The sequence below is a fragment of the Sphaerisporangium sp. NBC_01403 genome, from assembly GCF_045040145.1.
Lineage (GTDB): Bacteria > Actinomycetota > Actinomycetes > Streptosporangiales > Streptosporangiaceae > Sphaerisporangium > Sphaerisporangium viridialbum.
On record NZ_CP109534.1, the window covers coordinates 2,073,116 to 2,086,651 of the forward strand.

A 13,536-nucleotide genomic window follows, 5' to 3' on the forward strand; every position below is an offset into this window, starting at 1 on the left:
CCTCACAGTACGGCGCCCGGGCACATGGTCGACATGTGGGACCCCGTGGGCCACGGCGTCTGCTCGCCGCGCGACGCCGCCACGCCATCCGGGCGGTGCTGCGAGAGGACGTCGACGATCAGCGCGGCCGACCAGCTGAAGTCGTCGCAGCCGTGCCCTTCGAGGGTGAAGGGGTCGAAGTACTCGCGCATTCCCGCGTGCGCCACCGTCCGCACCATGCCGCTCGCGAGCAGCGCCGCGAGGTCGGGCCTGCGGTGCCGCAGGCCCCGCCAGACCAGCCAGGTGAGGTTGATCCAGCTCGGCCCGCGCCAGTAGCGGGCCGGGTCGAACTCCGGCGCGCCGGGCGCGAGGCTGGGCAGGATCCCCCGCTCCAGGCCGAATCGGTCCAGCGCGGTGGCGATCAGCGCGCCCGCTACCTCTGCGGGCAGGCCGGGAAGGATCAGCGGGGTCAGCCCGGCGGCGCTTCCCGAGCGGAGCAGGCGGCCGGTGAGCGCGTCGCGGGCGTGGAACAGGCCGTCGTCGTAGAGGTGCTCGACCATCGCGGCGGTGATCCTCGCCGCCTCGCGGCGATGCGGGCCCGGGTCCAGGCCGCAGGCCGTCGCGATCTTCGCCAGGGCCGCCTCGGCCGAGCCGTACGCGGCGTTGAACAGCGGGTCCTCCACGGCGAACGCGCCCAGGCCCCGGTAGCCCTGGTCCCGGTAGGCGCGGGCCAGCGTGGTGTAGCGCTCGTAGTCGTGGTCGGTGGGCCGCTCGTCGGCGCTGACGTGCGTGAGGTCGCGCCGCTCGACGGCGACGGGATCGGTGACCACGGCGGCCAGCGGGGCGTCCCAGGCCGGGCTGTTGTCCATGCCCGACTCCCACGGGTGCACGATCGACATCAGCCCTTCGGGGGAGCGGCGCGCGGTGCGCAGGAACTCCTGCTGGGCGACCAGGCGCGGGTAGATCCTGCGCAGGAAGGCCGGGTCGGGGTCGGCCAGGTGCACCTGCCAGGCGGCCAGGGCGTGCACCGGCGGCTGCACGATGCCCGAGGTGGCGGCGCCGCAGGGGGCGCGCACGTCCCAGAAGGCGGGGCCGGGGAAGTACGAGCCCTCGGGCACGTCCGGGTTGAACACGATGTGCGGCACCCGTCCGTCCCGCCACTGGGCCCCGAACAGGGTCAGCAGCTCGGACCTGGCCCGGCGCGGCGACCAGCGCGCGTTGCCGATCGTGATGAAGGCGGAGTCCCAGCTCCACTGGTGGGGGTAGAGCCTGCGGGACGGGACGGTGTGGTCGCCGGCCCAGTTCGCGACCAGCACCCGGACGGCCCGGCGCATGATCGCGCGACCGTCCCCGCCGGGTTCGCGCGGCGTCGCGGCGGCGCTCCGGCCGGCCTCGCGCGCGATCACAGGAACTTCCGGACGAACGCGGCCGTCTGCGGCAGGACGATCTCGGGCTCACCGCGCAGGCGGCACTCCAGGGCGAGGTATCCGTCGTAGCCGATCGCGTCGAGGGTGGCCAGCTGCGCCGCCCAGTCGAGGTGCCCGGTGCCCGGCTGGTCGCCGTTGGATTCGCTGATCTGCATGTGCGCGAGGTACGGCCCGGCGTCCATCAGCGAGCGGCAGGGGTCGTCCTCCTCGATGTTCATGTGGTAGGTGTCCCCGGCGACCCGCACGGAGTCCATCGAGCACAGCTCCACCGCCTGGGCCAGGGTGTTGACCATGTGGTCCTCGTAGCGGTTGAGCGGCTTCAGCATGATCAGCACGCCCTCGCGCGCCGCGTGCTCTCCGAGGGCGCCAAGGGCCTCGGCGAGCACCTCCCTGTCGTCCTCGGGGGAGCGGGGTGGCACGAAGGGCGGCAGCCTGAGGGAGAACTGCCCCCAGGAGGCGGGCGTCAGCACGCCGAGACCGCCGAGCTTGCCGATCACGCTGAGCTGCGAGCGCAGCTGCCTGACCGCGTCCTCGCGCCTGCCCGCGTCGAAGTCGCCGATGAAGTGCGGCATCTCCACGCAGACCGTCGGCATGACCACGCCGTCGGAGAGCGCCCGCCTGAGCTCCGGCAGGCGGCCGGCGAAGTGCAGATCGCCCTTGCCGCGCAGCTCGATGGCGTCGAACCCCGCCTCCGTCGCGAAGGCGAACTTCTCCTGAAGCGTGCGCCCCGGCACGAGCTGCTCCTGTACGGCGAGCTTCACCGCCGCTCTCCCTCCGTGAACTCGAAGACCAGCTGCAGGACGTCGGCGGGATGCCGGTCGAGCAGCTCGAACGCCTCCGCCGCGTTCTCCACGCTCATCACGTGGCTGACCAGCAGGCTCGTGTCGATCTGACCCGCCAGCGCGAGCTCCATGAAGGTGCGCTGGAGCCGCTCGACGTCCCAGCGGTGGGAGAGCCAGGAGGCCGTCCCGCCGATCTGGGAGGACACTATCTGTACCTGGCTGTGGTGGAACTCCTCTCCGAGCAGCGGCCCGGCGCCCTCACCCTCGTAGAAGCCCGCGGCGACCACCCTGCCGCCCCTGCGCACGCTCCTGATCGCCTCGCGCAGGGCCTGCCGGCTGCCGCTCAGCTCGATGGCGGTGTCGGCGCCCTCCACCCGCTCGCGCAGGAACTCCGCGCACGAGCCGGACAGGACGTCGAACGCCTCGGCCGCGCCGAACCGCCTGGCGAGCCGGAGACGGGCCTGGATGGCGTCGGCCGCGACCACCCTGGCGCCGCTGAGCACCGCGAGGCGGGTGGCGAGGAGCCCGATCACGCCCTGGCCGAAGACGGCCACCTGGTCGCCGAGATGCACGTCGGCGGCGTGGACGGCGTTCAGGGCGATGGCGCCGACCCGGGCGAACACGCCGGTCAGCGGGTGGACGCCCGGCGGCAGCACGTGCCCGGCGAGCCGCTCGGCGGGCAGCACCGCCTCGGCGCGATGGCCCCACGCGCCCCAGACGAGGCTGCCGATGGGCGGGCCGGCGACGTCGGGCGCGGCCTCGACCACCTCGCCGACCTCCTGGTAGCCCCAGCCCGACAGGGGATAGGAGTGGGTCCGGCCCTCGGTGAACAGGCGGCGCTCGCCGTCCCATCTCCGGTCCAGGTACGGGTTGGTCCCTCGGTAGGCGGTGAGCTCAGTGCCCGCGGAGACACCCGAGTAGACCGTGCGAACGCGCACGCATCCCGGCGTGAGCTCGCCAGGCGGCTCCAGGGTGACACTTACGACACCCGGCTCTTTAATCGTGATGACCCGCATGTTCCCACTTATGCTTTTTAGTCAAACAAAAGTCGCAGACTTAGGACATCTTTCCCTAGGATAGTCACGACGAAAACCCGCTAAAGTCCAGGACCTGCGCGGAGGGATTCAATGGAACTGCCCGGGCTCGGACAGGTCGACTGGGCCCGCCTGGTCGACGTGCTCTACGAGGGCGGCTACGACGGGGTGATATCGGTCGAGCACGAAGACCCCGTCTGGAGCGGGGACACCGCCCGGGTGCGGGCCGGCCTCGGCATCGCCCACCGCACGTTGCGCGACCTCATCGTGGGGTAAGGGCCGCTCATCCCCGCCGTCACCGTGTGGACCCTCGCCGCCGAGTTCACCAGGCGCCGGCGCACGGCTGCCAGTTGGTCGACAATTCCGGAAATATCATTATTAACTCGCCATAATGCGTGAAAGCGTTCCGAAACTCGCCAAGAATGCCGCACGGCCAAGAAATGGGGCGACCCCTCGGCGATCGCGCACCCAGGAGGCCGGCCGCACGCTCGGCGTGGCGCCGGCCGTCACGGTCAGGCGCCGGTGGCCCTCACCCCTGCACGGCGGCCCGGGGGACGTCGCGGTGGTAGCGGAGCTCGGGGACGGCGACCCCGGCGACCTCCCACAGCGATCGGGAGCCCTCGGGCACGTAACCGGCGGAGCCGTAGAAGCGACGTGCCCGCAGGTTGTCCTCCAGGACCCACAGCAGGAGCCGCTCGTACGAGCGTTCACCGGCCGCCCGCAGCGCCGCGGCGGCGAGGGCCCGCCCGGCGCCCGTGCCGATGCGGTCGGGGCGCACGTAGAAGGCGTAGACCTCGCCGTCGCCCGGGCCGGCGTCGTCGTCGCGGCACGGGCCCATGGCCAGCCAGCCCACCACGGTGCCGGAGTCCTCGGCGACGAGGTCGAGCGTGTCACCGCCCGCACGGGCGAACCTCTTCCTGCGGCCCCGGGCGTCCTGCTCGGCCGACAGCCCGTCGAGGTAGGCCTGCGGCAGGATGCCCGCGTAGGCGGATCTCCACCCGGCGACGCGCACCGAGGACACGGTCTCGATGTCCTGCTCGCGCATCTCACGGACCTCGTGCATGAGGCGCGGCCCCTTCTCCCACGTGCGTATCGGCAGGCCATCCTATCTGGCCGGCCCGCGCCCGCCGGGTCGGAAGTCGCGGGTTCCAGCGGGTTGAGAGGTGTGGCAGTGTTGTTCCGGGGGAAGATCTGTATGCCCGATAGGCGGCCGGTGGGGTGGTGCGGTGATCACGGGGCGCAAGCCGTACGGGTGCGGTGGGGGCGGGGAGAACACCTCGTGCCCGGTCGATTACGCTCGCGAACATGACGAACCTTGATCCCCGCTGGGTGCTCAAGGAGCGCCCATCCGTCGGACTGATCATCGGGCTCGTCGTGGCCGGGCTCTGCGCGCTGGTGTCGTTCTCCTTCGACATCTTCAACGGAGACCCCGTTCAGTTCTTCATCGCGCTCACGCTGGCGCTCGCCCCGGTGCCGCTGCTGCTCGCCGGGGTGCTGGCGCTCGACCGCATGGAGCCCGAGCCGCGCAAGGACCTCGCCTTCGCGTTCATGTGGGGCGCCGGCATCGCGGTATTGGTGGCGGGCATCCTCAACAGCCTCAACCTCCGGTACGTCACCATCGCGACGCAGGACGCCGCCACCGCCCGCAACCTCGTGGCGACGTTCGTGGCGCCCGTGGTCGAGGAGACCATGAAGGGCCTGGTGCTGCTCGGCCTGCTGCGCTGGCGGCGCCAGGAGCTCGACGGCCTGACCGACGGCATCATCTACGCCAGCATGGTGGGCCTGGGCTTCGCCATGAGCGAGAACGTCAGCTACTACGTCATGGCGCAGGACCAGCACGGCGTTCAGGGCCTGGCCGTGACGGTGGTGCTGCGCGGCATCCTGTCGCCGTTCGCCCATCCGCTGTTCACCTCCATGATCGGCATCGCCGTCGCGTACGCCGCGCAGAGCCGGGGCCCGGTGCGCGGCTGGGTGGTGTTCCTCGGCTGGATCGGCGCGATCATCCTGCACGGCATCTGGAACGGCTTCACCTCCTACGGCGGGTTCCAGGGCCTGGCGCTGGCGTACCTGCTGCTGATGATCCTGTTCTTCGTCGAGCTGGGCGTGATCGTCAAGGACCGTCAGCGCATCGTCGGTCTCATCCAGCGCTACCTGCCGCCGTACGGCGGGCTCGGGCTGGTCACCGACGTCGACATCTTCATGCTGTCCTCGCTCCAGGGGCGGCGGCAGGCGCGCCAGTGGGCGAAGGCCTACGGCGGCCCCGCGGGCCTGCACGCCATGCGCGACTACCAGGTCACCGCCACCGAGCTGGGGCTGCTCCACGAGCGCGGGGTCCGCGGCGTGATCGACAGGGACACCTTCGAGAACCACAGGGAAGCCCTTCTGGCCTGCATGAGCGCGGCCAAGGCGGCGTTCCCCGTCCCCGAGAGGCACCAGGCCACGATCGCCAGGGGGATGGCCCCTCCGGGGTACGCGCCGGGGCACGACACGCGGCACTCAGCCTCGCCGTACCCTCCGCAGGACGGCCTGCCGCGCGATCCCTACGCGCAGGACGGCCAGGGCCGGCCGGGCGAGCCCCCGCCAGGCTCGCCGCCGCCCCCGCCTCAGGGAAACCCGGGCGCCGACCCGTACGGCCCGCCGCCGCGCGGCCCGGGCGGCAACTCCTACGGGCCACCTCCGGGCGACCGGGGTGGCAACCCCTACGGCCCGCCTTCGGGTAACCGAGGCAACCGGTAGGACCTCGCCGGTCGCAGGGAGGCCCGGCCCGCGGCCGCAGGACCTTGCCGGTGGGGCGATCGCGTGTTTCAATCGCGGTACGCGGATGTCCGTGGCCACTTCCGATGCCCTTTTCCGGGGTGGCCCATCAGGAGGCGTACGAGCGCGCCCAAGCGCCGTTCGCCGTCCCCCGCAACAGCCGGCAGCGACATCTCACGACTTGTCCTCGCTGTTCGCACGCCTCCTCGACGCCCGGAAGGGGCATGGCGTGATCGCGCTCGCATCGATCGCCGTCCCTCGCGGCGGCATCCGCAACGTGAAGAGGAAGCACTGTGAGAACCAAGGCAAAGGTGGCGATCATGACCGCGCTCGCGGTCGTGGTCGCCGGGCTGACGGCGCTGTCGTTACAGCGCTCGGCCGACGCGCACGGAACCATGCAGGCGCCCGCCAGCAGGACGTACGCCTGCTACACCGACGGGCTCACCTCCAGCAACGAGATCAAGCCCAAGAACCCCGCCTGCGCGGAGGCCGTCGCCATCGGCGGGACCCAGCCGCTCTACGACTGGTACGGAGTGCTGCGCTCGGACGGCGGCGGCCGTACCCGGGGCTTCATCCCCGACGGTCAGCTCTGCAGCGGCGGCTTCGCGAAGTACGCGGCCTACGACGCGGCGAGGGCCGACTGGCCGGCGACCGTGATGCAGGCGGGCGCCATGTACGACTTCGTCTACGGCGCCTGGGTGCCCCACCCCGGCGGGTTCAAGCTCTACATCACCAAGGACTCCTACAACCCCACGAAGCCGCTGACCTGGGCCGACATGGAGGAGCAGCCGTTCCTGACGGCCGATCCCGAGCCCGCGGTGACCAACGGCGCCTACCGCTTCTCGGGAAGGCTGCCGAACAAGTCGGGCCGCCACATCATCTACTCGGTGTGGTACCGGTCGGACAGCCAGGAGACCTTCTACGGCTGCTCCGACGTGATCTTCGGCGGCACCTCGACACCCCCGCCGAGCTCGCCGCCGCCCGGCTCGCCGCCTCCGAGCTCGCCGCCGCCCGCGACCCCTCCGCCGACCTCGTGCACGGCTACGGTGACGCTGGAGAACTCCTGGTCGGGCGGGTTCCAGGCCTCGGCGACGATCAAGAACACCGGTAGCGCCCCGATCAACAACTGGTACATCCAGTGGACGATGCCGATCGGGACCACGATCACCCAGGCGTGGAACGGGACGTCCATGCAGAGCGGCCCCTCCGGCATGATCCACGCGGCCACCTGGAACGCCACGCTCGCACCGGGGGCCTCGGCGACCGCCGGGTTCCTCGCGAGCACGACGGGAGCCGCGACGCCGACCTTCACGCAGGTGAGCTGCGGGTAGCCCCGGCGAAGTGAACGGGCGTGCCGGTCGCCGCCTCCAGGGCGACCGGCACGCCCGGTACGGGCGCGCAAGCCCCCGGGGCAGGCGAAAGGGCTCCGCGAAAGGTCTGGGCCGGTACGGGAAAGGGCTACCGGAAGTCGGCCGGGCACGCGAAAGACCCGAACGCCGGCCGTGAGGCGGAGAGGCACTTCCCCCTCACGGCGTGCGGCGTCCGAGCCCGGACGAGATACGCGGTTGCCGTGGCACCGTTCGAGAGGCGTCACCTCCTCCTAGGCCGGCCAAGATCTGATGGGAGCGCTCCCACGCGCGATCCGGACACTACCCCGGCAGCCGTGCGAACCGAAGAGCGCGCCGGTCCCCCGGCGGAAGGGCGCAGGAAATGCCCAGCTCACGACCCCTGGCCCCGGCGCGCAGGATGAAACTTTCGCGACGGCGCCGAAACTCGGTCAAGGGGGACGTCCGGTCAGGGGTGCGCGGCGAGGAATCGGTCGAGTGAGGTCTCCCGGGGGCCGGGGAAGACCGGCGAGGACCTGAGCACGACGGAGTCAAGGAACCCCTTGGCCGTCGCGGCCAACTCCCGCGCCGCGTAGACGTAGGTCCTGGCCGGCCACCTGGCGGCGGAGTCGTCGCCGACCCCGAAGGCGTCCAGCCCCGCCGTACGGCACAGCGCGACCGCGCGCGGCAGATGGAAGCTCTGCGTCACGACCGTGAGGCGCCGCACGCCGAACACGTCACGGGCCCGGACGCAGGAGTCCCAGGTGTCGAACCCCGCGTAGTCGAGCACCAGCGCGTCCCGGGGCACCCCGCGGGCGACGAGGTAGTCGCGCATGACCGACGGCTCGTCGTATCCCACGCGGCCGTTGTCGCCGGACAGCAGCAGCGCCCGCACCCTGCCCCCTCGGTACAGCTCGGCGGCGACGTCGAGGCGCGTGGCCAGCATCGGGCTGGGGGACCCGTGGTAGAGGCCGGCGCCGAGCACCAGGCCCACCGGCGCCGAGGGAACCCCGCGCGTCCACCCCGGCGCGGTGCCGGCCGTCACCCGGTGGCCGTCGGTGGACAGCCGGGCCCAGGTCATCGGCGCGAGGGCGAGCAGGCTCAGCGTGACGGCACCGAGAAAGGCGCGGCGCCGCGCCGCGGGAGAGGAGGGGACGAGGCGCGCGGCCCCGGCCCAGAGGCGGGACCGGGATGGGAGACGGATCACGAAGGGTTAGACGCCGACCGAGTCCAGTTCGTTGTGGCCGGAGGAGAGCGTTTCCCCCGGGCCCCGTGAGCGCATGAGGAAGACCACCCGCAGGGCCGCGATCCAGACGAGCGTGGCCCCGAGCACGTGCAGGCCGACGAGGATCGCGGGCACGGCCAGGAAGTACTGCACGTAGCCGATGACGCCCTGGGCCAGTTCGACGCCCAGCAGGACCAGCGCCCCGCGCCGTGCCCGGCCGGGGGAGTCGGTGACGTGCAGGGCGAACAGCAGCGCGAACGTCAGCCCGAGGACGATCCAGACGGCGTCGGCGTGCACCTGCACCACGGTCTGGACGTCGAAAGTGAACCGCGAGGCGGCCTCGTCGCCCGAGTGCGGCCCGGTCCCCGTGACCACCACGCCCGCGAGGACCAGCACCAGGACGGCGGCGGTCAGGACGAAGCCCAGCGTGCGGATGTCGCGGTGGACCAGCCGCCTCGGCGGGGCGTCGCCCTCACCCGAGCGGGCGTAGAGCGCGAACGCCGCGAAGATCATGCCGATGGACAGCACGAAGTGGACGCTGACCGTGACGGGGTTCAGTGCGCTTCGCACGACCAGCCCACCCCACAGCGCCTGGACGGCGACGCCGATCGGCTGGATCCAGGCCAGGCGCACCAGGCTGGAGCGGCGGGGCGCGACGCGGAGCACGGCCACCACGCAGGCCGCGGCGACGGCGAGGACCAGGAAGGCCAGCAGCCGGTTGCCGAACTCGATCGCCATGTTCACCGGCGCGTGCGCGTCATGCGGAGCGGGAACGAAGCTGCCGGGGGTGCACCGGGGCCAGGTGGGGCAGCCGAGCCCCGAACCCGTGAGCCGCACGGCCGCGCCGGTCAGAGTGATGCCCACGTTGACGACCACACTGGCCAGCGCCCACCGCCTGACGGTGAGGGGCGTCGGGGACCACGCGGAGTGGAACAGGTCGAGCGCGCGGCTCCTGAGCTGGTCGAGGAGGGCGCGCGGCCGCGTTTCCCCGGCGCGGTTCTGGGGCTGGTCTGCTGCGGTCACGGCACACATCGTAGGCGGCCGTACCGCCGCCCCTGTCCGTAGCCCTCCGCCGCGGTGCGGTTGTGACGCCTGAGAGGGGTACGGCACTCGAAACACCGGAAAGCGGGATTGATTGCCCCTCTGAATATGTGACATATTACTGACGGGTCAAGGGATCGGGCGCGGGGGGTGAGAATGGCCGACGTCGTGGTGATCGGAGCCGGCGTCGTCGGGGCGGCGTGCGCGTACTTCGCCGCGAGGGCGGGCCTGGCCGTCACCGTGGTCGACCGCGGCGGGGTCGCGGCGGGCACCACCGGAGCGGGCGAGGGCAACATCCTGGTCTCCGACAAGGAGCCGGGTCCCGAGCTGGAGCTGGCCCTGCTGTCCAACCGCCTCTGGCGCGAGCTGGCCGTCCTCGGCGGCTTCGAGTTCGAGCCGAAGGGCGGCCTGGTCGTCGCCGAGACCGCCGAGGTGCTGGAGGCCCTGACCGCGCTCGCCGAGGAGCAGGCCCGCCGTGGCGTGGAGCAGGCGCCCGTGGCGCCGGGCGAGCTGCCGGGGTACGAGCCGCACCTGACGCGGGACCTGGCCGGCGCGGTCTTCTACCCGCAGGATGCCCAGGTGCAGCCCATGCTCGCCGCCGCCCGGCTCCTCCGGCACGCCCCGGGCGTCACGCTGCGCACGAGAACGACCGTCACCGGCTTCCTGCGCGACGGCGACCGGGTGACCGGCGTCCGCACCAGCGGCGGGGACATCCCGGCGGGCGCCGTGGTGAACGCCGCGGGCACCTGGAGCGGCGAGCTGGCCGCGCTCGCCGGCCTCGACCTGCCCGTGCTGCCGCGCCGCGGCTTCATCCTGGTCACCGAGCCCATCTCCGGGCGCCTCGGCGTGCCGCTGATCAGGCACAAGGTCTACACCGCCGCCTACGTCACCGACGTGGCGAGCGACTCCGCGGGCCTGTCGACCAGCGCGGTCATCGAGGGCACCCCCGCGGGCACGGTGCTCATCGGCGCGAGCCGCGAGCGGGTGGGCTTCGACCGCACGATGTCGATCCCGGTGGTCGAGGCGCTCGCCCGCCAGGCCGTCGCGCTGTTCCCCGTGCTGGCCGATCGAAGGGTGATCAGGGCCTACTGCGGCTTCCGCCCGTACTGCCCCGACCACCTTCCCGTGATCGGGGCGGACCCCCGCGCGCCCGGCCTGTACCACGCGTGCGGGCACGAGGGCGCGGGCATCGGCCTCGCCCCCGCCACCGGCCACCTGATCGCCGGGCTGCTCACCGGGGCGGCCCCCGAGCTGGACCTGAGCCCCTTCCGCCCGGAAAGGTTCGCCGCGTGAACCCCTCGTCAGAGCGACCTCCCGCCACCCCGGACGCCAAGGCCCCGGAGCGACCCGCGCACGCCGGCCATCTCGTGGGGGCGCGGCCCGAGCCGGGCTTCGACATCAGCGTGGACGGGCGCCCCGTCCCGGCGGTGCCGGGCCAGACGGTCGGCGCCGTCCTGCACGCCAACGGCATCAGATCGTGGCGTACGACCCGGATCGGCGGGCGTCCCCGCGGGCTGTTCTGCGGCATCGGGGTGTGCTTCGACTGCCTGGTCACCGTCAACGGCGAGGCGTCCCTGCGCGCCTGCCAGACCGAGGCCCGGCCCGGGGACGAGGTGACGACCGGATGAGGCACCCGCGTGAGCGCCTCCCGCAGGCGGAGTCCGCGATGAAGGATCTCGCGGTCGTCGGGGCCGGTCCCGCCGGGATGGCGGCGGCCGTCGCCGCCTCCGAGGCCGGGCTGAGCGTCGTGCTGATCGACTCCGGGGCCCGGCTGGGCGGCCAGTACTACCGGCACCCGCCCGAGGGGTTCCGCGCCCGCCGGCCGGGGGCACTCCACCACGGGTTCGCGCGGTTCACCCGCCTCGCCGACGCCCTCGGCGAGCACGGCGTGGAGGTCCGCCTCCGCCACCGCGTCTGGGCCGCCGAGAAGATCACCGGTGCCGAAGCGCCGGTCGACGCGGAAGGCGCGATCGCCGTGCACTGCCTGGCGGGCGCCAGGGACGAACGGCGCGAGACCGTCCTCGCCAGGCGGCTGGTCATCGCCACCGGGGCGCACGACCGGTCGCTGCCGTTCCCCGGCTGGGACCTTCCCGGCGTGTTCACGGCGGGCGGCGCGCAGGCGCTGCTCAAGGGCGACCTCGTGGTGGCCGGGCGCAGGGTCGTCGTCGCGGGCACCGGGCCCTTCCTGCTTCCCGTCGCCGCCGCGCTGGCCGACGCGGGCGCGCGCGTCGCCGGGGTCTTCGAGGCCAACGGCGGGCTCGGCCTCGCGCCCGCCCTGATCGCCCACCCCGGCAGGCTCGCGGAGGGCGCCGGATACGCCTACCGCCTGGCCAGGCACCGCATCCCGTACGCCGGCGGCCACGCCGTGGTCGCCGCGCACGGGCAGGACGAGCTCACACACGTCACCGTGGCGAGACTCGGCGCGAACTGGGTTCCAGGGCCCCGGCGGACGATCGAGTGCGACGCGCTGGCCGTCGGCTACGGCTTCGTCCCGCAGATCGAGCTCGCCACGCAGCTCGGCTGCGCCACCGCGACCGACAGGGACGGCGGCCCCGTCGTCGCCGTGGACGAGGGGATGCGCACCAGCGTGCCCGGCGTCTACGCGGCGGGCGAGCCGACCGGCGTCGGCGGGGCCCGGCTGGCGGAGGTCGAGGGCCTGATCGCCGGGCGCGCGGCCGCAGCGGACCTCGGCCGCCCGGTGAGCCCGGCGCCCGGCCTGGCGAGGAGACGAGCCCGGCTCGCCGCGTTCGGCAGGGCCCTGCAGGACGCCTACCCCGTCCGCGACGGCTGGATGGGCTGGCTGCGCGACGACACGCTGATCTGCCGCTGCGAGGAGGTCCCGTACGCGCGGATCAAGGAGGCGCGGGAGCTCGGCGCGGTCGACGCCCGGTCGCTGAAACTGCTGGCCCGGCCGGGGATGGGCTGGTGCCAGGGCCGCGTGTGCGGCTACGCCGTGTCGTGCCTGGCGGGGGAGGATCCCCTGCCGCCACGCCGGCCGATCGCCCAGCCCGTACGGCTCGGCGATCTCGCAGGAGCAGGAGACCCAGCAGAAGACCCAGGAGGAGAGGACCCCTGATGACGACCCGTGAGAAGCCCTGGCACGGAGTGATGGTGGCGACGGCGCTGCCGCTGCGCGCGGACCTGAGCGTCGACGAGGAGGGCTACGCCGCGCACTGCCGCTGGCTGGTCGAGCAGGGATGCGACGGCGTGGTGCCCAACGGCTCGCTCGGGGAGTACCAGACGCTCACCCCCGAGGAGCGCGCCCGCGTCGTGGAGACGGCCGTCGCGGCGGTCGGCGGCGACCGCGTGATGCCGGGCGTGGCGGCTTACGGCGCGGCGGAGTCCCGCCGCTGGGCCGAGCAGGCGGGGGAGGCGGGCTGCCAGGTGGTGATGCTGCTCCCGCCCAACGCCTACCGCGCCGACGAGCGCGCGGTGGTCGCGCACTACCGCGAGGTCGCCAAGGCGGGCCTGCCCATCGTGGCGTACAACAACCCGTACGACACCAGGGTGGACCTCGTTCCCCCGCTGCTGGCGAAGCTGTACGACGAGGGGCTGATCGTCGGGGTCAAGGAGTTCACCGGCGACGTGCGGAGGGCGTACGAGATCGCTGAGCTGGCCCCCGGCCTGGACCTGCTGGTGGGGTCGGACGACGTGCTGCTGGAGCTGGCCGTCGCCGGGGCCGTGGGCTGGGTCGCCGGGTTCCCGAACGCGCTTCCCGCCTCCTGCGCGGCCCTGTTCCGCGCGGCCGCCGAGGGGGACGTCGCCGGGGCGCTGCCGCTGTACCGTACGCTGCACCCGCTGCTGCGCTGGGACGCCAAGGTCGAGTTCGTGCAGGCCATCAAGCTGTCGATGAACCTCGCCGGACGGTACGGCGGGCCGTGCCGGCAGCCGAGGGGGCCGCTGTCCCCCGAGCACGAGGCCGCGGTCCGCGCGGCCGCCGAGAAGGCGCTGGCCGAAGGGTTGCGGTGA

13 protein-coding genes are annotated in these 13,536 nt (G+C 73.0%); 7 read left to right on the forward strand and 6 right to left on the reverse strand.

Features of this window, described 5'->3' with window-relative positions; genetic code table 11:
- Nucleotides 1–2: 2 nt before the first annotated feature.
- Genes OG589_RS08945 through OG589_RS08955 form a run of 3 tightly spaced genes read right to left on the reverse strand, consistent with a single transcriptional unit; the run spans nt 3 to nt 3,126 of the window.
- A complete protein-coding gene (locus tag OG589_RS08945; protein ID WP_405147796.1) occupies nt 3–1,385 on the reverse strand; it encodes an amylo-alpha-1,6-glucosidase in 1,383 nt (460 codons plus the stop codon).
- Nucleotides 1,382–2,167, reverse strand: a complete 786-nt coding sequence (locus OG589_RS08950; RefSeq protein WP_405147798.1) for a sugar phosphate isomerase/epimerase family protein — start codon at nt 2,165–2,167, stop codon at nt 1,382–1,384. Before OG589_RS08950 ends, OG589_RS08945 begins: the two co-directional genes overlap by 4 nt.
- Entirely contained in the window at nt 2,164–3,126 is a 963-nt protein-coding gene (locus OG589_RS08955) for a zinc-binding alcohol dehydrogenase (protein WP_405147800.1), read from the reverse strand. The genes OG589_RS08950 and OG589_RS08955 overlap by 4 nt, the downstream gene beginning before the upstream one ends.
- Before the next feature lie 189 nt (nt 3,127–3,315).
- On the opposite strand from OG589_RS08955, the gene OG589_RS08960 reads away from it, so the two are divergent.
- Nucleotides 3,316–3,498, forward strand: a complete 183-nt coding sequence (locus OG589_RS08960) for a hypothetical protein (RefSeq protein WP_405147801.1) — start codon at nt 3,316–3,318, stop codon at nt 3,496–3,498.
- 253 nt (nt 3,499–3,751) lie between these two features.
- Here OG589_RS08960 and OG589_RS08965 read toward each other — a convergent pair whose 3' ends face one another.
- Nucleotides 3,752–4,285: a GNAT family N-acetyltransferase gene (locus OG589_RS08965; RefSeq protein ID WP_405147803.1), complete on the reverse strand. Its 534-nt coding sequence runs from the start codon at nt 4,283–4,285 to the stop codon at nt 3,752–3,754.
- A gap of 242 nt (nt 4,286–4,527) precedes the next feature.
- Here OG589_RS08965 and OG589_RS08970 point away from each other — a divergent pair, with 242 nt between their 5' ends.
- A complete protein-coding gene (locus OG589_RS08970) occupies nt 4,528–5,958 on the forward strand; it encodes a PrsW family intramembrane metalloprotease (protein WP_405147804.1) in 1,431 nt (476 codons plus the stop codon).
- Nucleotides 5,959–6,269: 311 nt separating this feature from the next.
- Nucleotides 6,270–7,307, forward strand: a complete 1,038-nt coding sequence (locus OG589_RS08975) for a lytic polysaccharide monooxygenase (protein ID WP_405147805.1) — start codon at nt 6,270–6,272, stop codon at nt 7,305–7,307.
- A 463-nt stretch (nt 7,308–7,770) separates the two neighbouring features.
- Here the strand turns inward: OG589_RS08975 and OG589_RS08980 are convergent, their stop codons facing one another.
- Both OG589_RS08980 and OG589_RS08985 read right to left on the reverse strand, forming a co-directional pair.
- Entirely contained in the window at nt 7,771–8,508 is a 738-nt protein-coding gene (locus OG589_RS08980; RefSeq protein WP_405147806.1) for a vancomycin high temperature exclusion protein, read from the reverse strand.
- Nucleotides 8,509–8,514: 6 nt separating this feature from the next.
- Nucleotides 8,515–9,549: a COX15/CtaA family protein gene (locus tag OG589_RS08985; protein ID WP_405147808.1), complete on the reverse strand. Its 1,035-nt coding sequence runs from the start codon at nt 9,547–9,549 to the stop codon at nt 8,515–8,517.
- Nucleotides 9,550–9,723: 174 nt separating this feature from the next.
- Between OG589_RS08985 and OG589_RS08990 the strand changes: the two genes are divergently transcribed.
- From OG589_RS08990 to OG589_RS09005, 4 genes are read left to right on the forward strand one after another with little or no spacing between them, the layout of a single operon-like run.
- Nucleotides 9,724–10,860: an NAD(P)/FAD-dependent oxidoreductase gene (locus OG589_RS08990; RefSeq protein WP_405147809.1), complete on the forward strand. Its 1,137-nt coding sequence runs from the start codon at nt 9,724–9,726 to the stop codon at nt 10,858–10,860.
- A complete protein-coding gene (locus OG589_RS08995) occupies nt 10,857–11,195 on the forward strand; it encodes a (2Fe-2S)-binding protein (protein ID WP_405147811.1) in 339 nt (112 codons plus the stop codon). Before OG589_RS08990 ends, OG589_RS08995 begins: the two co-directional genes overlap by 4 nt.
- Nucleotides 11,192–12,643, forward strand: a complete 1,452-nt coding sequence (locus tag OG589_RS09000; RefSeq protein ID WP_405147813.1) for an FAD-dependent oxidoreductase — start codon at nt 11,192–11,194, stop codon at nt 12,641–12,643. Before OG589_RS08995 ends, OG589_RS09000 begins: the two co-directional genes overlap by 4 nt.
- Nucleotides 12,643–13,536, forward strand: a complete 894-nt coding sequence (locus tag OG589_RS09005) for a dihydrodipicolinate synthase family protein (RefSeq protein ID WP_405147815.1) — start codon at nt 12,643–12,645, stop codon at nt 13,534–13,536. Before OG589_RS09000 ends, OG589_RS09005 begins: the two co-directional genes overlap by 1 nt.

Bases quoted from the DNA above. Each gene is read 5' to 3' on its own strand.
- OG589_RS08960 (WP_405147801.1), top strand. From the start codon at position 3,316: ATGGAACTGCCCGGGCTCGGACAGGTCGACTGGGCCCGCCTGGTCGAC.
- OG589_RS08965 (WP_405147803.1), bottom strand. From the start codon at position 4,285: ATGCACGAGGTCCGTGAGATGCGCGAGCAGGACATCGAGACCGTGTCC.
- OG589_RS08970 (WP_405147804.1), top strand. From the start codon at position 4,528: ATGACGAACCTTGATCCCCGCTGGGTGCTCAAGGAGCGCCCATCCGTC.
- OG589_RS08990 (WP_405147809.1), top strand. From the start codon at position 9,724: ATGGCCGACGTCGTGGTGATCGGAGCCGGCGTCGTCGGGGCGGCGTGC.
- OG589_RS09000 (WP_405147813.1), top strand. From the start codon at position 11,192: ATGAGGCACCCGCGTGAGCGCCTCCCGCAGGCGGAGTCCGCGATGAAG.
- OG589_RS09005 (WP_405147815.1), top strand. From the start codon at position 12,643: ATGACGACCCGTGAGAAGCCCTGGCACGGAGTGATGGTGGCGACGGCG.